Source organism: Ruegeria arenilitoris, assembly GCF_013030985.1.
GTDB classification, from domain to species: Bacteria; Pseudomonadota; Alphaproteobacteria; order Rhodobacterales; family Rhodobacteraceae; genus Ruegeria; species Ruegeria arenilitoris_B.
Genome location: NZ_WPYP01000001.1, coordinates 397,045 through 417,289, shown reverse-complemented (window position 1 = coordinate 417,289; position 20,245 = coordinate 397,045). Strand labels below are relative to the sequence as shown.

General features: G+C 57.3%; 18 protein-coding genes and 3 tRNA genes. 11 read left to right on the top strand and 10 right to left on the bottom strand.

Annotation, left to right across the window (positions count from 1 at the left end; all coding sequences use genetic code 11):
* Nucleotides 1-873: a 3-hydroxyisobutyrate dehydrogenase gene (gene mmsB, locus GOX88_RS02010; RefSeq protein ID WP_170398525.1), complete on the top strand. Its 873-nt coding sequence runs from the start codon at nt 1-3 to the stop codon at nt 871-873.
* A 99-nt stretch (nt 874-972) separates the two neighbouring features.
* Entirely contained in the window at nt 973-1,302 is a 330-nt protein-coding gene (locus GOX88_RS02005; RefSeq protein WP_170398522.1) for a hypothetical protein, read from the top strand.
* Between the two features lie 12 nt (nt 1,303-1,314).
* On the opposite strand, the gene uvrA is transcribed toward GOX88_RS02005, so the two are convergent.
* The 3 genes from uvrA to GOX88_RS01990 all read right to left on the bottom strand — a co-directional run bounded on the left by uvrA (nt 1,315) and on the right by GOX88_RS01990 (nt 4,547).
* Complete coding sequence (gene uvrA / locus GOX88_RS02000; RefSeq protein ID WP_170398519.1) at nt 1,315-4,173, bottom strand: excinuclease ABC subunit UvrA; 2,859 nt, start codon at nt 4,171-4,173, stop codon at nt 1,315-1,317.
* Between the two features lie 176 nt (nt 4,174-4,349).
* Nucleotides 4,350-4,426 (bottom strand) — tRNA-Asp (locus tag GOX88_RS01995).
* Nucleotides 4,427-4,470: 44 nt separating this feature from the next.
* Nucleotides 4,471-4,547, bottom strand: a tRNA-Asp gene (locus GOX88_RS01990).
* A gap of 513 nt (nt 4,548-5,060) precedes the next feature.
* Between GOX88_RS01990 and GOX88_RS01985 the strand changes: the two genes are divergently transcribed.
* The 3 genes from GOX88_RS01985 (at nt 5,061) to GOX88_RS01975 (ending at nt 8,891) form a co-directional block, all read left to right on the top strand.
* Nucleotides 5,061-6,977, top strand: a complete 1,917-nt coding sequence (locus GOX88_RS01985) for a M10 family metallopeptidase C-terminal domain-containing protein (protein ID WP_170398515.1) — start codon at nt 5,061-5,063, stop codon at nt 6,975-6,977.
* Between the two features lie 124 nt (nt 6,978-7,101).
* Nucleotides 7,102-7,176 (top strand) — tRNA-Val (locus tag GOX88_RS01980).
* 128 nt (nt 7,177-7,304) lie between these two features.
* On the top strand, nt 7,305-8,891 hold the full coding sequence (locus GOX88_RS01975; RefSeq protein WP_170398512.1) for an APC family permease: 1,587 nt from the start codon (nt 7,305-7,307) through the stop codon (nt 8,889-8,891).
* Nucleotides 8,892-8,923: 32 nt separating this feature from the next.
* On the opposite strand, the gene lon is transcribed toward GOX88_RS01975, so the two are convergent.
* The 4 genes from lon to GOX88_RS01955 form a co-directional block, all read right to left on the bottom strand.
* Nucleotides 8,924-11,332 carry an endopeptidase La gene (lon, locus tag GOX88_RS01970; RefSeq protein WP_170398470.1) on the bottom strand — a complete coding sequence of 803 codons (2,409 nt, stop codon included), beginning with the start codon at nt 11,330-11,332 and terminating at the stop codon, nt 8,924-8,926.
* A 223-nt stretch (nt 11,333-11,555) separates the two neighbouring features.
* A complete protein-coding gene (locus tag GOX88_RS23385; protein WP_254443265.1) occupies nt 11,556-11,798 on the bottom strand; it encodes a DUF6636 domain-containing protein in 243 nt (80 codons plus the stop codon).
* Nucleotides 11,799-12,060: 262 nt separating this feature from the next.
* Nucleotides 12,061-13,191: a tRNA guanosine(34) transglycosylase Tgt gene (gene tgt / locus GOX88_RS01960; RefSeq protein ID WP_170398467.1), complete on the bottom strand. Its 1,131-nt coding sequence runs from the start codon at nt 13,189-13,191 to the stop codon at nt 12,061-12,063.
* A 64-nt stretch (nt 13,192-13,255) separates the two neighbouring features.
* Nucleotides 13,256-14,167, bottom strand: a complete 912-nt coding sequence (locus GOX88_RS01955; protein WP_170398464.1) for a nucleoside hydrolase — start codon at nt 14,165-14,167, stop codon at nt 13,256-13,258.
* A 184-nt stretch (nt 14,168-14,351) separates the two neighbouring features.
* On the opposite strand from GOX88_RS01955, the gene GOX88_RS01950 reads away from it, so the two are divergent.
* From GOX88_RS01950 to GOX88_RS01940, 3 genes are all read left to right on the top strand, one after another.
* Nucleotides 14,352-15,242 (top strand): SPFH domain-containing protein, encoded by an 891-nt coding sequence (locus GOX88_RS01950; RefSeq protein WP_170400231.1) that lies wholly within the window; start codon nt 14,352-14,354, stop codon nt 15,240-15,242.
* Entirely contained in the window at nt 15,242-15,520 is a 279-nt protein-coding gene (locus GOX88_RS01945) for an NfeD family protein (RefSeq protein ID WP_170398461.1), read from the top strand. The genes GOX88_RS01950 and GOX88_RS01945 overlap by 1 nt, the downstream gene beginning before the upstream one ends.
* Before the next feature lie 96 nt (nt 15,521-15,616).
* Nucleotides 15,617-15,979, top strand: coding sequence for an SUF system Fe-S cluster assembly protein (locus tag GOX88_RS01940; protein WP_170324781.1), 363 nt, complete (start codon nt 15,617-15,619; stop codon nt 15,977-15,979).
* A gap of 225 nt (nt 15,980-16,204) precedes the next feature.
* Here the strand turns inward: GOX88_RS01940 and GOX88_RS01935 are convergent, their stop codons facing one another.
* Nucleotides 16,205-16,531, bottom strand: a complete 327-nt coding sequence (locus tag GOX88_RS01935) for a hypothetical protein (protein ID WP_254436103.1) — start codon at nt 16,529-16,531, stop codon at nt 16,205-16,207.
* A gap of 180 nt (nt 16,532-16,711) precedes the next feature.
* Between GOX88_RS01935 and GOX88_RS01930 the strand changes: the two genes are divergently transcribed.
* Complete coding sequence (locus tag GOX88_RS01930) at nt 16,712-17,077, top strand: HesB/IscA family protein (protein ID WP_170324779.1); 366 nt, start codon at nt 16,712-16,714, stop codon at nt 17,075-17,077.
* Here GOX88_RS01930 and GOX88_RS01925 read toward each other — a convergent pair.
* On the bottom strand, nt 17,074-17,985 hold the full coding sequence (locus GOX88_RS01925) for an isopenicillin N synthase family dioxygenase (protein WP_170398458.1): 912 nt from the start codon (nt 17,983-17,985) through the stop codon (nt 17,074-17,076). The two genes, GOX88_RS01930 and GOX88_RS01925, sit on opposite strands and share 4 nt — an antisense overlap.
* Before the next feature lie 124 nt (nt 17,986-18,109).
* Between GOX88_RS01925 and tpiA the strand changes: the two genes are divergently transcribed.
* Both tpiA and GOX88_RS01915 read left to right on the top strand, forming a co-directional pair.
* On the top strand, nt 18,110-18,859 hold the full coding sequence (gene tpiA / locus GOX88_RS01920; RefSeq protein ID WP_170398455.1) for a triose-phosphate isomerase: 750 nt from the start codon (nt 18,110-18,112) through the stop codon (nt 18,857-18,859).
* Nucleotides 18,860-18,954: 95 nt separating this feature from the next.
* Nucleotides 18,955-19,797 carry an FkbM family methyltransferase gene (locus GOX88_RS01915; RefSeq protein WP_170398449.1) on the top strand — a complete coding sequence of 281 codons (843 nt, stop codon included), beginning with the start codon at nt 18,955-18,957 and terminating at the stop codon, nt 19,795-19,797.
* 105 nt (nt 19,798-19,902) lie between these two features.
* On the opposite strand, the gene GOX88_RS01910 is transcribed toward GOX88_RS01915, so the two are convergent.
* Nucleotides 19,903-20,214, bottom strand: a complete 312-nt coding sequence (locus GOX88_RS01910; protein WP_170398446.1) for a DMT family transporter — start codon at nt 20,212-20,214, stop codon at nt 19,903-19,905.
* Nucleotides 20,215-20,245 lie beyond the last annotated feature (31 nt).

Here is a 20,245-nt window from a genome sequence, read left to right as displayed (position 1 = left end):
ATGAAAATCGGGTTTATCGGCCTGGGCAACATGGGCAATCCAATGGCCGCCAACTTGGCCAAAGCCGGGCATGAGGTGACGGGTTTTGACATGGCCGATGTCGATGTTGCCGGCGTCACCATGGTCGGTTCAGGCGCCGATGCCGCCTCAGGTGCCGACATCGTCATCACGATGCTTCCGAACGGTCAGATTTTGCGCGCGGTGGCGGATGAGATCATCCCCGCGATGCAGTCGGGATCGGTGTGGATTGACTGTTCAACCGTCGACGTCGACAGCGCCCGCGCCGTCGCGGATCAGGCGAAAGAGTCCGGCGTGCTCGCGGTTGATGCTCCGGTGTCAGGCGGAATCGGTGGCGCGGCGGCTGGCACGCTGACCTTCATGGCTGGCGGCAGCGACGACGCTTTTGCCAAGGCCGAACCCCTGTTCGACATCATGGGCCAGAAAGCCGTACATTGCGGCGAATCCGGTGCCGGTCAGGCCGCGAAAATCTGCAATAACATGATCCTCGGCGTCACAATGATCGCCACCTGCGAGGCCTTTGCGCTGGCTGACAAACTTGGACTGGATCGGCAAAAGATGTTTGACGTGGTCAGCACATCTTCGGGCTATAGCTGGACGATGAACGCTTATTGCCCTGCCCCCGGCGTCGGCCCGACCAGCCCGGCAGACAACGGATACCAGCCCGGTTTTGCCGCCGAACTGATGCTGAAGGACCTGCGGCTCAGCCAACAGGCTGCCGAAAGCGCGGATGCCGACACGCCGATGGGACAGGTGGCAACCTCACTTTATGAGAAATTCGTCGAGGCCGAGGATGGGCTGGGAATGGACTTCTCGGCCATGCTGCCGCGGTTCGAAAAACGCGGACGAGGCTAAGCGCCCGCCCCGTGGGCAGCTTCCTGCCCATGGGGTTGACCCAAAGAGCGGCGACGGCCATCTATCCTTGGCCACAGTTTTCACGCGAAAGGATGTAAGATGTCGCGCGTTTTGACCATTTCGACGGCAATCCTGACGCTTGCGCTCAGCTCTGGCGTGGCCATGGCCGGGAATGGCAAAGGTAAGGCCGGTCACTGCCCGCCGGGTCTGGCGAAGAAAGCCGTGCCTTGCGTGCCGCCGGGACAGGTCAAAAACCTGTATCGCACGGGTGACTACATCAACAGCGATTATCGCTGGATCAATGATCCGTACAGCTATGGGCTGAATCGCGGCAGCTACATCCGCGCCGGTGACTATGTCTATCGCGTCGATCCTGACACGCGAAAGGTGCTGAACCTGATCGGCGCGGTGGCTGATATCCTCAACTGAGGATCAGCCCCATTACTCCGCTGCGACGCGCGCCGCATCCAGCATCTGTTTAAGATACCGGCCGGTATGGCTGCGCTCGACCACGGCCACATCCTCGGGCGTTCCTGTTGCCACAATCTCACCCCCGCCATCGCCGCCTTCGGGGCCGATGTCGATGATGTGGTCGGCGGTTTTCACCACGTCCAGATTGTGTTCGATCACAACGACGGTGTTTCCCTGATCCACCAATTCATGCAGCACTTCCAACAGCTTACGCACATCTTCGAAATGCAGCCCGGTGGTCGGCTCGTCCAGAATATACAGCGTCCGCCCGGTCGAGCGTTTGGACAGTTCCTTGGACAGCTTGACCCGTTGCGCCTCACCCCCAGACAAAGTTGTCGCTTGCTGGCCGACCTTGATATAGCCAAGCCCCACACGCGCCAGCGCATCCATCTTGTCGCGGATCGACGGCACGGCCTTAAAGAACTCCTGCGCGTCTTCCACTGTCATATCAAGGACATCAGCGATGGACTTGCCCTTGAACTTGATCTCCAGCGTCTCGCGGTTATACCGCGCGCCCTTGCAGGTTTCGCAGGTCACGTAAACGTCGGGCAGAAAGTGCATCTCGATCTTGATAACACCGTCACCCTGACAGGCCTCGCACCGGCCACCCTTGACGTTAAAGCTGAACCGACCGGGCTTGTAGCCGCGCGTCTTGGCCTCCGGCAGACCGGCGAACCAGTCGCGGATCGGGGTGAAGGCCCCGGTGTAAGTTGCTGGATTCGAACGTGGAGTCCGCCCGATCGGACGTTGGTCAATGTCGATGACCTTATCCAAGTGCTCCAACCCTTTGATCGTCTCACACGGCGCCGGGGTCTGTCGCGCACCGTTCAAACGCATCGAGGCCGTCTTGAACAGCGTTTCAATCGTCAGGGTCGACTTACCGCCCCCCGATACACCGGTCACACAGACGAATTTTCCCAGCGGGAAATCGGCGGTGACGGTCTTGAGGTTGTTCCCGGTCGCTTTGACGACTGAAACCTTCTTCTTGTTTCCCTTACGCCGTTTCGACGGCACCGGAATTTCGCGGGTACCCGCCAGATACTGACCGGTCATCGAGGCCGCGTCAGCCGCGATCTGGTCGGGCGTGCCCTCGCTGACCACCTGCCCGCCATGCACACCGGCGCCGGGGCCGATATCGAAGACATAATCCGCCTCACGGATGGCTTCTTCATCATGTTCGACGACAATCACGGTGTTGCCCTGATCGCGCAGGTTCTTGAGCGTTCCCAGCAGACGGTCATTGTCCCGCTGATGCAGACCAATCGAAGGCTCATCCAGCACATACAGAACCCCGGTCAGACCCGAGCCGATCTGGCTGGCCAGACGAATACGTTGGCTTTCACCCCCGGACAGGGTGCCACTTGAACGGGACAGCGTAAGGTATTCCAAACCCACGTTATTCAGGAAACCCAACCGCTCGCGAATCTCTTTCAGAATCGCCCGCGCGATTTCGTTCTTCTGAACGCTCAGGTGGTTCGGAGCATCCTCGACCCAGGCCAGAGCCTCTCTGATCGACATCTGAACAACCTGTCCCACATGCAGACCTGCGATCTTGACGGCCAGAGCCTCGGGGCGCAGGCGATACCCTTCGCAGGACCCGCAGGGACGGTTGTTCTGGTAGCGTTCGAACTCTTCCCGGATCCAGGCGCTGTCGGTCTCGCGATAGCGCCGTTCCATATTGGGAATCACGCCCTCGAAACTGCGAGTGACCTGATACACCCGACCGCCTTCGTCATAACGGAACTGGATTTCCTCATCGCCAGACCCGCGCAGAAACACCTGTTGCACATTTGGCGGCAGGTCTTTCCAAGGCGTATTCTTGTCGAATTCGTAATGCCGCGCGATGGCTTCGATGGTTTGCAGGAAATAGGGTGACTTTCCTTTGCGCCATGGGGCCAAGGCACCATCATAGAGTTTCAGCGTCTGGTCCGGCACTACAAGCCGTTCGTCAAAGAACAGCTCGACCCCCAGCCCATCGCAGTCCGGACAAGCTCCGAACGGCGCGTTGAATGAAAACAGACGGGGTTCGATCTCGGGGATGGTGAAGCCGCTGACCGGGCAGGCGAAATTTTCACTGAAGGTAATTCGTTCAGGATCACCTTCGCGCGGCGCGGTTTCCAGAACCGCGATCCCGTCTGCCAGATCCAGAGCGGTCCGCAGGCTGTCGGCCAGACGCGTTTCCATCCCCTCGCGCACAACCAGTCGGTCGACCACGACATCGATATCGTGGCGGAACTTCTTGTCCAGCGTGGGCGGCTCATCTAGCTCATAGAACTCGCCATCCACTTTCACGCGCTGAAAACCCTGTTTGCGCAGTTCGAGGAATTCCTTTTTGTATTCCCCCTTCCGGTCCCGCACGATGGGCGCCAGAAGATACCCGCGCGTGCCCTCCTCCATCGTCATGATACGGTCGACCATGTCCTGCACCTGTTGCGCCTCAATCGGTTGACCGGTCGCGGGGCTGTAGGGCGTGCCTGCGCGGGCAAACAACAGACGCAGATAGTCGTAAATCTCAGTGACCGTGCCAACGGTCGAGCGTGGGTTCTTCGACGTGGTTTTCTGTTCGATCGAAATCGCTGGAGACAGGCCGCTGATGTGATCCACATCGGGCTTTTCCATCATATCAAGGAACTGGCGCGCATAGGCCGACAGGCTTTCGACATAGCGGCGCTGGCCTTCCGCATAGATCGTATCGAACGCCAACGAGGACTTGCCCGAGCCAGACAGGCCGGTGATCACCACCAGCTGATCCCGCGGGATATCGACGTCGATGCCTTTGAGGTTATGCTCGCGCGCGCCGCGCACCTCGATATTCTTCAGCTCAGCCATTTTGGCCCCCAACACACAAGTGTCCTAGAAATAGGCGAGCCACACCGAGTCTCCAACAGAAAAGTTAGAACAAAGTGTGAACGACCGGATTATTGCCGACATCTCCTGACATCAAAACCCTGAAACAAAACACGCCCCTACAAAGGGATATAGATTTCATCGGTACTGGAAGGAAATGGCGCGGTTGACGGGGCTCGAACCCGCGACCCCCGGCGTGACAGGCCGGTACTCTAACCAACTGAGCTACAACCGCGCATCTATTTCGTGGCCTTTACCCTGGACCAAGGATGGCAGCGATGGCGCGGTTGACGGGGCTCGAACCCGCGACCCCCGGCGTGACAGGCCGGTACTCTAACCAACTGAGCTACAACCGCCCGCTGCCCGTTCGTTGCTGAACGTTGGGGTGTATTATGGCTACGGTCGGGCAGCGTCAAGCGGCGTTTTGAAGTTTTTTTCCAGATCGTAAAAATTGTTTCCCGCCGCAGGGGCGCATCCCCTGCCAACCACGCCATTCACGCACTGATGATGCGGTCGGGTTTGCCGCGGCTGGCGACTGGAATCACTTACCCGAAACGCCTGTCGAATTCTCAGGGATTCGGCTCCGAGTGATTCCACGACAAACACGCATAAGATGTACATCTTTGCATTAACCCGAACATAACAATCAATAGAACCATTCGTGTTCGCAACGTCATCCTGCACACTCTTCCCGGCCGTCATTTTTCGGCCACATTGCGTGTGCAAGAGACGACACAGTGTACCAAAATCCAATAATTTCGGACTACCGACTTGCACCCGCAAGTTTCGAAGTGAAAGTATCCGAGGAAAAAAGCAGGTCCCGATTTTAAGGGGTCAAAAGGAAGGCTAACGCAACCGAAGACAGTGCTTTGTGGCTGCCCTCTGGTTGTGTTTTGAAAGATGGAAGTAGAAAATATATGCCATATGTCAACACAACTCATCCGGGCCCTGAGCCAACGGGCTTAACCTATGTGGACGGTCTTATCTGGGGAACCTCGTTAAAACCGACATATGGATCGACTGTACTCGAGTACAACTTCGACGATGGCACCCTGGCAGCAGCGGCTGTACCGGAACCAATGAAAGCAGCTATTCGCTCTGCTCTGAGTATCATCGAAAAAATTATTCCTGTCCGTTTCCTCGAAACCCCTTTGAAAACTTGGCAAGGCGAATTGGTTAGCACGGATTTTACTTACGCAGTGGTCACGCAGGAAACACTGGGAGGCCCTGGTTCTGTCGGGTTTCATCAAGTTCCAGGGGATAAACCGCTGTTGCAGGATTATGGTTTCAAATCACTTTTTGGCTTGTTCGCCTACGACTCGGTTATTTACAGCGACCAAGGACTGCAAGAGGGCGGCGCGGGATTCTCTACAATCCTGCATGAAATTCTACACGGCCTTGGCTTGGCCCACCCGCATGACAACGGTGGAAGCTCGACCATCTTCGACGGCGTGACTGAACCCTTCGACGATTATGGCACCGATGGTCAAAACCAGGGCGTCTATACGATCATGTCCTACAATTCAGGATATGCATCGAATGTCCCTGTAACAAGCTACACCTATGGTGACTCGGCAACACCAATGGCGTTGGACATTGCAGCTCTCCAAGCCATTTACGGGACGGCTGAAAATGCAACTGGTAACGACATCTACCAAATCAAGGGCGTAAACGGCGCGGGAACGTTCTGGAAGGCCATTTGGGACACCGGTGGGAACGACGCGATTTCTGCGGTTGGCGTATGGCGCGACGTCTACATCAACCTCAACGATGCTGATCTTGAGGGCCACAATGCAGGTGGAGAGATCTCGTCCGCCTCTGGCATTGCAGGCGGGTTCACCATCGCCAACACCGTTGTAATCGAAAACGCCTTTGGTGGGTATGGCAATGACTGGTTGGTCGGCAACGAACACAACAACTATTTGAATGGTGCCTATGGCAACGACACCCTTGCCGGGGGTGCCGGTGACGACAGGATTTTCGGCGGCGACGGCAATGACACGATTACCGGCGGCATAGGCAACGACAGTCTGTCGGGAGACAATGGAAACGACTGGTTTGGAAACAAAGACGGTGACGGCAACGACACGATCAACGGTGGCCAGGGCTATGACTGGTTGAATTACTCGGGCACCAGCGGGGCCACCGTGGACCTGTCGAACGACGGCGCGCAAGACACGGGTTATGGCATCGACACCATCCAGAACATCGAACACGTTGTTGGGTCGGCGCAGAACGACAACCTCACCGGCGACGAAACGGTCAACTATCTTATTGGCAATGCCGGAAACGACATTCTGGACGGTGGCATCAAAGACGACGTCCTGAGAGGCGGTGCTGGCGACGACACCGTGATGGGCAGCCGCGGCTGGGATAAGCTTTACGGTGGCAAGGGCAATGACACCCTGATCGGTGGCGTCGGTCGGGATGACATGACCGGTGGGGCCGATAATGACACTTTCGTCTTCAACTCGATCGACGAGGGTTCTGCCATCCGTCAGACCGCTGACTTGATCCGGGACTTCACCCGCGGAGAGGACAAGATCGACCTGAGCGCCATCGATGCCAGCACGGTTCTGGTCGGCGACAACGACTTTGTCTTCAACGGAGAAACCCCGGCTACGAACTCAGATCAGGGCGAGATTTATTTCGTGCACAGTGACCTCGAAGGCACCCTGTATGACAGGACCTTCGTCTACGTGGACACTGACGGCGACGAAGAACCTGAGATGATGATCAAACTTGTCGGTTTGCACGATCTGACCGCAGACGACTTCATCCTGTAAGGTCCTGCTTCATAGCAACAGGCAGCGGGTCTCTGCTGCCTGTTTTTTTGTGCCTGCATTTCCAAAAATTGCGCGTCGGGCGCTCTTGCAAGCCACCAGAACTCTCTGTATTAGGCGTCCTCACGGGTGATTAGCTCAGTGGTAGAGCGCTTCGTTCACATCGAAGATGTCAGGAGTTCAAATCTCTTATCACCCACCATTCCCCTTTTTGTACGGCTGCGCTGGTTTTACCTAGCCCTGACAGGCGCTTGCCAGAAATCGCTGCAGTTGCTTATCCTGCTCTGAACGGCCGCACCGCCATGCGGCAATGAGGGATGAGGTACGGGCGTGGCCAAATTGAAACGGGATATCGGCCTGCTCGGCCTGACCTTCATCTCGGTCGGTGGCATCATCGGGTCCGGGTGGTTGTTTGGTCCCCTTCTTGCCGTGCAGCACGCCGGTCCAGCTGCTGTAATCTCGTGGATCATCGGCGCCGTGGCCATGTTCGTTCTGGCGATCACCTTCGCAGAGATATCGGCCATGCTGCCGATCCCCGGCGGTATAGCGCGGGTGCCGCAGTTTTCGCATGGCAATATCGTCTCGATGGCGATGGGATGGACAGCCTGGATCGGCTACAACACCACCGCCCCGATCGAGGTTGAGGCCATGCTGAAATACCTCGCCCCCTATGCTCCGTGGCTGCACACGGCCGAAACCGGAGACCTGACCGGAGCGGGCATCACCGTCGCCCTGTTCTTCATGTTGCTCTTCGTCGCGGTCAACGCGTTGGGCGTCAAGTTCTTCACTCAGGTGAACGCTGCGCTGACATGGGCCAAAATCGCGATCCCGGTCATTTTGACCGCCCTGTTGATCTTCAATCGTTTCGACCCACAGAATTTTACGCAACCGGACGGATTCGCGCCTTACGGGTTGCAAGGCATCATGGCGGCCGTTTCAACCGGAGGGGTCATTTTTTCCTTTATCGGGTTTCGCCATGTGGTCGACATGGCCGGAGAGGTTCGAAACCCCAAATTCGCCATCCCCGCCGCACTGGTCCTGTCCATTGTACTGTGCGCGGCCATTTACCTGGGGCTGCAAATCGCCTTTGTCGGGGCACTGGATGCCAACATGCTGAAAAACGGCTGGACCGGCCTGAGTTTCGGCGGCCAAGGCCCGCTAGACGGCGTCATCATCTCGGTCGGGTTTGTCTGGTTTCTGAGCGTTCTGAACATCGGATCGGTGATCGGGCCGTTTGGCAACGGGCTGGTTGCGACGGGATCAAACGCCCGGATCGCCATGGCCTTGTCGAAAAACGGGTTTCTGCCGGGACGCTTGATGATTCTCTCCTCATTCGGAGTGCCTTTGTGGGCGCTGGCGCTGAACTTCCTGATCGGGGTGCTGTTTCTGCTGACGGTCCCCTTCACCACTGTCATCGCGCTCAACGGTGCCGCAATCGTGCTGTCCTTTGCGGTTGGCCCGATTGCCGTCGTGTGCCTGCGCCATCTGATGCCGGATCACCCCCGATCCATCCGCATCCCGGCGGTGAAACTTGTCGCGGTCTCGGCCTTCGCCATCGCAACGCTTGTCGTCTACTGGAGCGGTTGGGACACGGTCTGGCGCCTTGGCGTCGCTCTGGTAATCGGAATGATCCTTCTACTAGCACGGTTCCGCAATCGGCTGGACGAGATGGATGTAACCGAAGCCCTGTGGTTGGTGCCTTACCTGATCGGGATCGGGCTGATTTCCTATCTCGGTCAGTTCGGAGACGGCGCGCTGAAGCAAATCCCGTTCGGATGGGACATCGTGCTGTGCGTGCTGTTTTCCGCCGTGATCTTTGGTCTGGCAGTGCGCTCTGCCCTGCCCGTGCATAAGTTTCGGGAATACATCGCCGAGGAAGAGATTCTGGATCCGAAACAACCCATCATCGGGTTGTAAAAAAGGCGGGGTCACCCCCGCCTTTGATCTGTTTAATGCGCTGTTGCCGATCGCCCGGCATCTTCGGCCGCCTTGGCCGCTGCTGCCGCAGCTTCTTCCGCCGCCTCATCCCATTCAACCGGTTCCGGCTCGCTGATCAGCGCGTGTTTCAGAACTTCCGAGACATGCGTGACCGGGATGATCTCCAGCCCTTCCTTCACATTGCCCGGAATCTCGGCCAGATCCTTTTCGTTCTCTTCCGGGATGAGAACGGTCTTGATGCCACCGCGCAGGGCCGCCAGCAGTTTCTCTTTCAAACCGCCAATCGGCATCGCGTTGCCGCGCAACGAAACCTCACCGGTCATCGCGATATCCTTGCGCACCGGAATACCGGTCAGCACCGACACGATCGAGGTCACCATCGCCAGACCAGCACTCGGGCCGTCCTTGGGCGTCGCCCCATCCGGCACGTGGACGTGGATATCCAGCGTGTCGAACTTCGGCGGCTTCACCCCGATCTGAGGCGAGATTGACCGCACATAAGACGAGGCCGCGTCGATGGATTCCTTCATCACATCGCCCAGCTTCCCGGTGGTCTTCATCCGCCCTTTGCCGGGTAGTTTCAGTGCCTCGATTTGCAGCAAATCCCCACCTACGGAGGTCCACGCCAGACCGGTGACAACACCGACCTGATCGTCCTGTTCAGCCAGCCCATAGCGATATTTCGGAACACCAAGGAACTCATCCAGATTGTCCGGCGTCACGGTGATCGAGTCCGCCTCTTTCTTGATGATCTTGGTCAGCGATTTCCGCGCGACCTTAGCGATCTCACGTTCGAGGTTCCGCACGCCCGCCTCGCGGGTGTAAGTACGGATCATCTTTTGCAGCGCATCATCGGTCAGCTCAAACTCCTTGGCCTTCAGACCATGGTTCTTGACCTGCTTGCTGATCAGGTGCTGCTTGGCGATCTCGCTCTTTTCCTCTTCGGTGTAACCGGCCAGCGGGATGATCTCCATCCGGTCCAGCAGAGGCCCAGGCATGTTGTAGCTGTTCGACGTGGTCAGGAACATCACGTTGGACAGGTCATATTCGACCTCAAGATAGTGGTCCATGAACGTGCTGTTCTGTTCCGGGTCCAACACTTCCAGCATCGCCGAAGCCGGGTCACCACGGAAGTCCTGACCCATCTTGTCGATCTCGTCGAGCAGGATGAGCGGGTTCGTGGTTTTTGCCTTTTTCAGCGCTTGGATGATCTTGCCGGGCATCGAGCCGATATAGGTCCGACGGTGGCCACGAATCTCGGATTCGTCGCGCACGCCACCCAACGAGATGCGGATGAACTCGCGCCCTGTGGCCTTGGCAACGGATTTACCCAAGCTGGTTTTACCCACACCCGGAGGGCCAACAAGGCACAGGATCGGGCCTTTCAGCTTTTTCGAACGCTGCTGCACCGCCAGATATTCAACGATCCGTTCCTTGACCTTCTCAAGGCCATAGTGATCGGCGTCCAGAATGTCCTGCGCCCGGCCCAGATCCTTTTTGACGCGGGATTTGGTGCCCCACGGCAACGCAAGAATCCAGTCCAGATAGTTGCGCACGACGGTGGCCTCAGCCGACATCGGGCTCATGTTGCGCAGCTTTTTCAGCTCGCCTTCGGCTTTTTCACGCGCCTCTTTCGACAGCTTGGTCTCGGCGATTTTGGCTTCCAGTTCGGCAACTTCATTGCTGCCGTCCTCACCATCGCCAAGCTCCTTCTGAATCGCCTTCATCTGCTCATTCAGATAGTACTCGCGCTGCGTCTTCTCCATCTGGGATTTGACGCGGGTCTTGATCTTTTTCTCGACCTGCAGAACCGACATCTCGCCCTGCATCAGGCCATAGACCTTCTCAAGCCGCTCGCTGACCGAGAGCGTCTCCAGCAGTTCCTGCTTTTGCTCGACCTCGATGCCCAGATGACCCGACACAAGGTCGGCCAACTTGGAGGGCTCGGCGGTCTCACCAACCGCGGTCAGCGCTTCTTCGGGGATGTTTTTGCGCACTTTGGCGTAGCGCTCGAACTCATCCGCGACGGTGCGCAGCAGCGCTTCGGTCGTGGTCACGTCGCCCGGAATTTCGGTCAAATATTCGGCACGGGCTTCGAAAAACTCTTCGTTTTCAAGAAACTCGGTGATCTGCACGCGCGCCTGCCCTTCGACCAGCACCTTTACGGTACCATCGGGCAGTTTCAGCAATTGCAGAACATTGGCCAGAACACCAGAACGGTAAATTCCGTCTTCGACCGGGTCATCATCGCCCGGGTCGATCTGGCTGGACAGCAGAATCTGCTTGTCGTCCTGCATCACTTCTTCCAATGCGCGGACGGATTTTTCCCGACCCACGAACAGCGGCACGATCATGTGTGGGAACACCACGATATCGCGCAGCGGAAGTACGGGGTATGAGGAATTAAGGGGCTCTTGCATGCTCAATCCTTATCGTTGGCAAGACGGCTCCGGTCCCTGAATAAGGCAACGCTCGGCCATCTCCTGTCTTGGACGATAAAAGTGGGGCCTCATCGCCCTTTTTCAACCTTACCGTCGTGTATCACGGTTCAGAATGACCCGAGGTTTACCGGACTGCAAGGCGTCCGGCGGACATATCCACTGAATTTAATAAAACATGCCAGCAGGGTTGAAAAAGCACGCGCTAGAACACCCTCTGGACTGCCCGTGACAGGAAAAACCCGTGACCGTCCTGATTTTTGCACTCCAGCCCCTTTTTCGAGGAATGGCAGGTGAACCCACCAAATTCTCCGGTCACGCCGTATTCGGCCCTCTCGAACCCGTCGCGATTTCGGTTGAGCGGTTCGCACATCATCTGAACCGGGCCGGTATTCAACATGAAGAAATCATGCCCCCAATCCGACTGGCAATCCGCCGGACGCGGCATGGCAGGATCGCCCCGACGCTCAATAATGGTGCAGTAGATGTCTGATCCGTTCAGATCTTGCCCAACCGAGCACTGGATGTTTTGGACGGTGTTTCAAACGTCCAGACATCCGCCTGAGCACCCGTCGCCAACAGGACAAAAAAGACAGAATTTAGTAGAAAACGAGGCATGAGTACCCCCAATACAAAACTTGAAACTGACTTGAAAAATCTGAAGCCAGACTAACAAGACATCGGCGTTTTGTCACTGAGGGCCCGGCGCGTTAAAGCGGCTCGATATCGCCCTGCGCTCGTTTCGCGTGGAAATCGGCCTGCCAAGCCTCAAACGTGCCCGCCGCGATGGCGTCGCGCATACCTTGCATGATTTCCTGAAAATAATGCAGGTTGTGCCAGGTCAGCAGCATCCCCGAGATCATCTCGTTCGAGCGGAATACATGGTGCAGATAGGCACGAGAATAGTTCGAACAGGCCGGGCACGTACACTGCTCATCCAGCGGGCGCGGATCATCGGCGTGACGGGCGTTTTTAATGTTCACGACACCGTATCGCGTAAACACCTGCCCGGTGCGCCCTGACCGGGACGGCAGAACACAATCCATCATGTCGATACCGCGCGCGACCGCGCCGACGATGTCGTCTGGCTTGCCTACACCCATCAAGTAGCGCGGCTTATCGACCGGCAGAAAGTCAGGAGCGTAGTTAAGGCAATCGAACATGGCCTCTTGCCCCTCGCCCACGGCCAGACCGCCAACGGCATACCCTTCGAACCCAATCTGCTTGAGTGCCTCAGCGCTTTCCTCGCGCAGGTCCTGTTCCAGCCCGCCCTGCATGATGCCAAACAACGCGTGACCCGGGCGGTCCCCGAATGCTTCGCGCGACCGCTCGGCCCACCGCATCGACAGGCGCATCGACTCGGCGATACGGTCCCGGTCCGCAGGCAAAGCCGGGCATTCGTCGAAACACATGACAATGTCCGAGCCCAGCAGGCGTTGAATCTCCATCGACCGCTCTGGCGTCAGCTCATGCTTGGACCCGTCGACATGAGATTTGAACGTCACGCCCTTTTCGGTCAGTTTGCGCAATCCGGCCAGAGACATGACCTGAAACCCGCCCGAGTCCGTCAGGATGGGCCGCTCCCAATTCATGAACTTGTGCAAGCCGCCAAGACGATCAATGCGCTCTGCCGTAGGGCGCAGCATCAGGTGATAGGTGTTGCCCAGAAGGATGTCCGCTCCGGTCGCGCGTACGCTTTCGGGCATCATCGCCTTGACCGTCGCCGCCGTACCCACGGGCATGAACGCAGGTGTCCGCACCTCGCCGCGCGGCGTGTTGATCACGCCGGTTCTGGCCTTGCCATCGGTGGCTTTCAGGTCAAAAGAAAAACGCTCGGTCATGGGGTTGCCTCGGGGTCGCTGAACCGGGTGGGATGTGCCCGATCTGACGGGCCATTGCAACCCGTCAGGGCAGTGACGCGACGCGCTCGGTAAACAGGTGCACGACCCCTGCCCCGTCCACATTCCGGCACACACGGACCGAAGGCCGCGACGGATCGGGACGGGTGGCGCCAATCTCTGGCCCTTCGGTCACCACGCTCAGGCCGATTTCCACCATTTCGAACATCGGCTCATGCGTACAGGCAATCACCGCAGTTGAGTCGTGCAGACCGCACCCTTCGAGCCCGCCAACCTCTTTGTAGAATTTCAGATAGAACCGAGAGATATCGCGCAGAAACCCGCCCATATCCCTGGATCGTTCAGCCAGCGCCTCGAAATCTGCAGTTTCGTAGAGGGTTTTCAGCGTCACATCCAACCCCACCAGAACGGTTTCCGGCGGTGTGGCAAAGACGATATCCGCGGCCCGAGCGTCGTGATAGATGTTGGCCTCGGCGTGAGGGTTCACATTGCCAGGGCAATAGACAGCGCCGCCCATGACAACCAGCCGACTGATATTGCGCGAAAACTCAGGATCCAGCTGCATGGCCAGGGCGATATTGGTCAACGGGCCAACCGCACAGACGACCACCTCGCCCTTATGGCGGCGTGCCATATCAACCAGATACTCGGCCGCCGACATATCGTGGTTTGCGCCGATTTCGGGAATATCGGTAATGTCGCCAAAGCCTTCCGGGCCATGCACGTGCTCGGACGGCGCATGACGGCTTTGCCCCATCGCGAATGCGGCCCCCTCGGCCACCGGCGCGGCCAACCCCAGTTTATTCAGCAAAAACCGTGCATTGCGGCTGGATTGATGCACATGCGTGTTGCCGAACACTGTGGTTAACCCTATCAGGTCAATTTCGGGCGCAGCGGCGGCATAAGCAATCGCCATGGCATCGTCGATGCCGGGATCTGTGTCGATGATCAGTTTCATCCCTGCCCGATAACGCAAACACGGTGGGATGCAAAGCGGTCACAATTAGAAAATTCCACGCTGCAAGCACAACTTCATAGATTTGAATCCACGCCTGTTCACCTCATACCAGAGTTGAAATCGGGCGACTCAATCCCCACATGTATACCATAGTACACAATAAAAGAGGACAGATATGATAGGCATGAACGAAGACCAGATCATTGGTCTGTTGACGTCGAACATCATTTACGTGTTGGCGGCGGTACTGATCGTCGTTGTCATTTTCAAGGGCATCAAAATCGTTCCACAATCAGAAAAATACGTGGTCGAACGGTTCGGGCGCCTACACTCGGTGCTTGGCCCCGGCATCAACTTTATCGTGCCTTTTCTGGATGTTGCCCGCCACAAGATCTCTATTCTTGAACGCCAGTTGCCCAATGCAACACAGGATGCGATCACCAAGGACAACGTTCTGGTGCAGATCGACACTTCGGTGTTTTACCGAATTCTCGAACCAGAAAAGACGGTATATCGTATTCGTGACGTAGACGGCGCGATTGCAACAACCGTGGCTGGTATCGTGCGTGCGGAAATCGGTAAAATGGATCTGGACGAGGTCCAGTCGAACCGCGCGCAGCTGATCACCCGCATCCAGGAAAGCGTCGAAACCGCCGTGGATGACTGGGGGATCGAAGTGACCCGCGCCGAGATTCTGGACGTGAACTTGGACCAGGCGACCCGCGACGCGATGCTGCAACAGCTGAACGCCGAACGCGCCCGCCGTGCACAGGTGACCGAAGCCGAGGGCCAGAAACGTGCCGTTGAACTGAACGCTGATGCCGAGCTGTACGCCGCCGAGCAAACAGCAAAGGCTCGCCGTATTCAGGCTGAGGCCGAGGCTTACGCAACCGGCGTCGTTGCCAAGGCCATTCAGGACAATGGCATCGAGGCTGCGCAGTATCAGGTTGCCCTGAAACAGGTTGAGTCGCTGAATGCACTGGGAAAAGGAAATGGCTCGCAAACCATCGTTGTGCCCGCCAATGCGCTTGAGGCCTTTGGCGATGCCTTCAAGATGCTGAGAGGAGGAAAGTAATGGCCGATCCCTTCTGGCTGACCTGGTGGATCTGGCTGGCCGCTGCGCTGGCGCTTGGGATCCTCGAGATCGTGTTGCCCGGATTTATCTTTCTGGGCTTTGCGATCGGGGCAGCCATCACCGGGTTGCTGCTGGTTATCCCTGGCATGACACCTTCGCTGCCGGTTCTGCTGCTGATCTTCGCGGCATTGTCCCTGATCGCGTGGCTGGTGCTGCGGAGAGTATACTCCCTGCCGCATGGTCAGGTGAAAACCTTCCGGCACGACATCAACGACTAAGATTTGCAGGCGCCCCCTAGGGGGCGTCATTGCACCTCTGGACGCTGCCACAGCCTTTCCCTATATAATTGCTCAGGAACCAGACCCGAGGCACGAATGACTCACCCGAGTGAACAATTGGAAGGCACGCCGCTGATTGCGCCTTCGTCCATTGAGCATCCCCTGTACGACGCTGTGGTAGAGGCCTGCCGCACGGTCTTCGACCCGGAAATCCCGGTGAATATCTACGATCTGGGTTTGATCTACACGATCGACATCACTCAGGAAAACGCGGTGAAAGTCATCATGACACTGACCGCACCCGGTTGTCCGGTCGCCGGAGACATGCCCGGCTGGATCGTCGAAGCGATCGAACCTGTCGCGGGCGTCAAGGAAGTTGACGTCGAACTGACATGGGAACCGCCCTGGGGCATGGAGATGATGTCGGACGAAGCGCGGCTGGAACTTGGGTTTATGTAAACCGGGCGGAATAAGTCTTTGTCGCAAAAGATTTATTTTTCTGTCATCATCCTGTCGAAAAACCGTTACTTAACTTGAGAATAGTCCCGGCGTGTTGATGCTCGCATCCCGTTGAGAGCACAGCGCAGGTCGGGACTGGCAATTGTCCCCCGCTTAGCCCGGCCTAGCGACCAGAATAAGAGACCGCTCTTGCCCGAGAGCGGTCTTTTTCTTTATTTGAACGGGTTACTGCACCCCGCACGTTGATTTGATCTCGGCCGCTCTTTCATCCAACGCTTTGACATAATCACCGGACAGCATGGACAATCTCTTGTTTTCGGTGCCTGTCACCAACCCCAACAACGCACCGGCTGGTGTAAGAGCGGCCACACTTTCAAGCTGTTGATCCTGCGCGTGCTTTTTCTCGGCCGCAATGGCGCGCAAATCACCTTCGGCAGTGGCGCAATTGACCGGATGTGTTTTTAGCGCAGTTTCGGCCAAGACCGCACCTGCGGTTACCGCAAGAATTGACGCCAATACCATGTTTTTGCTGATAACTTTGTGCGAAATCATCTCACCTCACCTTGTTTCAAACCGCTTGAAAACGCGTAGGCTCAGCTAAGGTTACCTGATTTCAAAAGGCAAGCTTCATTCACCGAACGGCAGAAAAGTTAGGTAAGCAGCACTGCTATGACTTGAGCCATTGCCCTGTCAGCACTAAATTGAATGCTACGCGCGACAACGGAGATCACAATGTTCGGCATTCCCGGCAAACAGGCCGTGACCATGACGCCCAAAGCGGCAGAGCAGATCGTCCGCCTGATGAAATCAGGTGGTCATGCTGGCCTGCGCATCGGCGTCAAGAAAGGCGGTTGCGCCGGCATGGAATACACCATGGACTATGTCGATCAGGCCGACGCGAATGACGAGGTCGTAGAACAGGATGGCGCGCGGGTCATGATTGCTCCGATGGCGCAGATGTTCCTGTTTGGGACCGAGATCGACTATGAGGTCTCGCTGCTTGAGGCTGGTTTCAAGTTTCGCAACCCGAACGTCGTTGATGCCTGCGGGTGCGGCGAGTCGATCAAGTTCGACGAAGGGCTGACGCCCCAATCCTAAGATGCCTGAAGATGGACGTAGGTCTCATTGAACCGGCGGGTCAGATGCTCGCCGGCGCGAATGGTCTGACCTGAATTCGGCGGTGCCACGTTGGTGTCATAGGACGGGTTGAAAAACAGCGGCACCGACAGGCGTTCCTGCGCGCCGCCAACCACCCGATGCAGGGTGGCCTTGACTTGTCCCGCCGTCCAGAACTCCAACATTTCACCAAAATTGATGATGAAGGTCCCGGGTGCGGCCTCGACCTTTGCCCAGCTGTTGTCGGGCATCCGAACCTCAAGCCCCGGGGTGCCGTCGGTCGCCAGCAGGGTCAGACAGCCATAATCCGTATGGGCACCGATGCCGAAATCGCGATCTCCGGCCCAGTTTGGGCGTTGCGGGTAGAAGTTTCCGCGCAGCAGCGCCATCGGCGTATCAAAAGCGATGTCAAAGCTGTCTTCCGCACGCCCCAACGCCACGGCAATCGCCCGCAGAACGCGCATCGCGACCGCACAAGCATCCGTGTAATAGGTCTGGATCGTTTCCTTGAACTTGGGCGGACGATCAGGCCACAGGTTGGGCGCATAAACGCCAAGATCCGCGTCGGCATACGGGCTGTTCGCAGGCAGTTCATACCCGCAATCGAACACCTCTTTGAAATCAGGGTTTGCCTCAGGGTCAACCTGCTCGGACCGCGACGCGCCCCAGCCCCGGTTGGACCCGGTCAGCGCCATATCGACCCGTTTCTTCTCAGCCTCTGGCAGGTGAAAGAATGTACGATACGCGCCCAAAACCTGACGCACGCGGTCGCCGTCCAGCCCGGCATTCGAAACGGTTAGGAACCCCACCTCACCCACAGCACGCAGCAGCTTGCCAAGCTCGGCTGGGTCGCGTTGGTCCAGTTTTGTCAGATCAAGTTTGTCGATCATAGGCCCGCTCCGTTCTGAGCGCGGACACTGCCGATTTGCGGTTCGCTCTGCAACCGGAATTGTCAGTCTTGACTGGCGGTGCTATCCGGGTTCCAGAACACCGATACTTAAGGGAGATTGGGACATGCGGCGTAAGCTGGCGGCTGGCAACTGGAAAATGAACGGAACCACGGCGGCGCTGAGCGAATTGGAGGTTCTGGCCCGTTCATTCCCCTCTCCGACCGTAGATGTGCTGATCTGCCCGCCCGCCACTTTGTTGCACCGCGCGGCGGAGGCCGTGCGTGATACAGGGATCACTGTTGGTGGGCAGGATTGCCACGCGGCAACTTCGGGGGCGCATACCGGCGATATCAGCGCAGACATGCTGGTGGATGCCGGTGCAAAGGCGGTCATTCTGGGCCATTCCGAGCGCCGCGAAGACCACGACGAGCAGAACGAAGACGTTCGCGCCAAAGCCCGCGCGGCTATGGATGCCGGGCTGAAGGCGATCATCTGCGTCGGCGAAAGCCTGGAACAGCGCGAGGCCGCCAATACTCTGGATATTATCGGCGGCCAATTGTCGGGCTCGATCCCTGACCAGTCGACGGGTGAAAACCTGATCGTCGCCTATGAACCGATCTGGGCCATTGGCACCGGCAAGGTTCCCACGCTGAACGAAATCGGAGAGGTTCACGACTTTATCCGCGCCCGCCTGGAACGGCGTTTCGGTGAAGGCGTTGGTCGTTCTGTCCGCCTGCTTTACGGCGGTTCAGTCAAACCGTCCAACGCGACCGAAATCTTTGGCGTGTCAAACGTGGATGGCGCGCTGGTCGGCGGCGCCAGCCTGAAGGCCACAGACTTTTCCGCCATTGTCGAGGCATTGGAAAAAGCCTGAGCGCTTCTCGTCTGATTTTGGTCGACCAGTAAATGACTTGTTGAATTCGCTCCCCCCATCGTCAAACTCGCAGGCGTGGCGGATAGCCTGACAAATTGATTCTGGCCTTGGGATTGGGTGTCGCGGTTCCCGCGCACCAGCCTGGGAGCAAACTTCTGGCCTTTAAGGGTGTTATGAAAAGTAATCTGCGTCGACCAAGCAAGAACTCGGTTCTTGAACAACTTCTGGATGCCCAATTTCCTATCGAGTGCATTCTCGATATCGGCATTCATACCGGCACGTTCGAACTGATGAAAACCTTTCCGGATTTAAAACACTATCTGTTTGAACCCATTCAAGATCATTTTGCGGTCATTGAGGAAAACTATCAAAAATATGGGATCGACTACGACCTGATTGAGGTTGCTGTTTCGAACGCTGATGGGACGGCAGATCTTAGGGTATCCTCAGTTCAAGAGGATCAGGAAGTCACACATGCCAATTTCGCCGAGGAAGGAGCCGCGCCCGAGTCTCTGCGCAGCGTGCCAACACTCAAGCTCGATACATTTGTAGCAACGCAGAACCCGCCTGCCCCGTATCTTCTGAAAATCGATGTCGATGGGGCGGAGGAAATGATTCTGGAGGGCGCGCAGGAAGCGCTTAAGAATTGCTCGGTTCTGATCGTTGAAGCGCCACGCCAAAGACTTGTCGAGCGGGCACAGTTGGTCCAGGCAGCCGGTTTCGAGCTCTTGGATGTTGTCGATTTCTGTTACTACGGCGGCTATCTATGGCAAGTGGACCTGGTTTTCATTAACCCCAAGTTCGCTCCGGCAGATTACGTTGACCTTCTGAAAGACGGCTTTTCCATCGACAAATGGCATACCTTCAAAGTGCCGCGTGACAAGCCTACCAAAAAAGCCAAGCGACGGCTGTCCCGCTTGTTTCGGAAGAAGAAATAGAAGCGTCATTCAGCTCAGGCGCAGCCGTCCTGGGCTGCGCCTGTTTTCCCACCAGGTCCTTGGAGCACACCCTCAACATTTTGGGTGCCTGCGCCCCTCGGGACATCACGCCAGCTTCATGGCAACCAGACCGGTCACGATCAGAATAGCGGCACAGGCACGCAAAGGGGTCAGTGCTTCGCCCAGAAACGTCACGCCGACAAGAAACGCACCAACTGCGCCGATACCGGTCCAGATGACGTAGGCTGTTCCAAGAGGCAGCGCACGCATCGCAAGCGCCAGTAACCCGAAAGAGCCGATCATGGACACGCCCATGATGGCGGTGGGCCACAACCGGGTGAAGCCGGCCGATTGCTTCATGGCAACTGCCCACACGATTTCAAGCAGGCCAGCGAATAACAGATAGATCCAAGCCAAAGGACACCTCATTCTTGTTCGGGTCGTCCCG

What these genes read in the sequence shown, in the direction of transcription:
- GOX88_RS23385 (WP_254443265.1), bottom strand. Translation starts at nt 11,798, where the DNA reads ATGCCGCGTCCGGCGGATTGCCAGTCGGATTGGGGGCATGATTTCTTC.
- GOX88_RS01945 (WP_170398461.1), top strand. Translation starts at nt 15,242, where the DNA reads ATGGCCGATCCCTTCTGGCTGACCTGGTGGATCTGGCTGGCCGCTGCG.
- tgt (WP_170398467.1), bottom strand. Translation starts at nt 13,191, where the DNA reads ATGACCGAGCGTTTTTCTTTTGACCTGAAAGCCACCGATGGCAAGGCC.
- GOX88_RS01930 (WP_170324779.1), top strand. Translation starts at nt 16,712, where the DNA reads ATGTTCGGCATTCCCGGCAAACAGGCCGTGACCATGACGCCCAAAGCG.
- GOX88_RS02005 (WP_170398522.1), top strand. Translation starts at nt 973, where the DNA reads ATGTCGCGCGTTTTGACCATTTCGACGGCAATCCTGACGCTTGCGCTC.
- GOX88_RS01935 (WP_254436103.1), bottom strand. Translation starts at nt 16,531, where the DNA reads ATGATTTCGCACAAAGTTATCAGCAAAAACATGGTATTGGCGTCAATT.
- uvrA (WP_170398519.1), bottom strand. Translation starts at nt 4,173, where the DNA reads ATGGCTGAGCTGAAGAATATCGAGGTGCGCGGCGCGCGCGAGCATAAC.
- GOX88_RS01955 (WP_170398464.1), bottom strand. Translation starts at nt 14,167, where the DNA reads ATGAAACTGATCATCGACACAGATCCCGGCATCGACGATGCCATGGCG.
- GOX88_RS01950 (WP_170400231.1), top strand. Translation starts at nt 14,352, where the DNA reads ATGAACGAAGACCAGATCATTGGTCTGTTGACGTCGAACATCATTTAC.
- lon (WP_170398470.1), bottom strand. Translation starts at nt 11,332, where the DNA reads ATGCAAGAGCCCCTTAATTCCTCATACCCCGTACTTCCGCTGCGCGAT.
- GOX88_RS01925 (WP_170398458.1), bottom strand. Translation starts at nt 17,985, where the DNA reads ATGATCGACAAACTTGATCTGACAAAACTGGACCAACGCGACCCAGCC.
- tpiA (WP_170398455.1), top strand. Translation starts at nt 18,110, where the DNA reads ATGCGGCGTAAGCTGGCGGCTGGCAACTGGAAAATGAACGGAACCACG.
- GOX88_RS01940 (WP_170324781.1), top strand. Translation starts at nt 15,617, where the DNA reads ATGACTCACCCGAGTGAACAATTGGAAGGCACGCCGCTGATTGCGCCT.
- mmsB (WP_170398525.1), top strand. Translation starts at nt 1, where the DNA reads ATGAAAATCGGGTTTATCGGCCTGGGCAACATGGGCAATCCAATGGCC.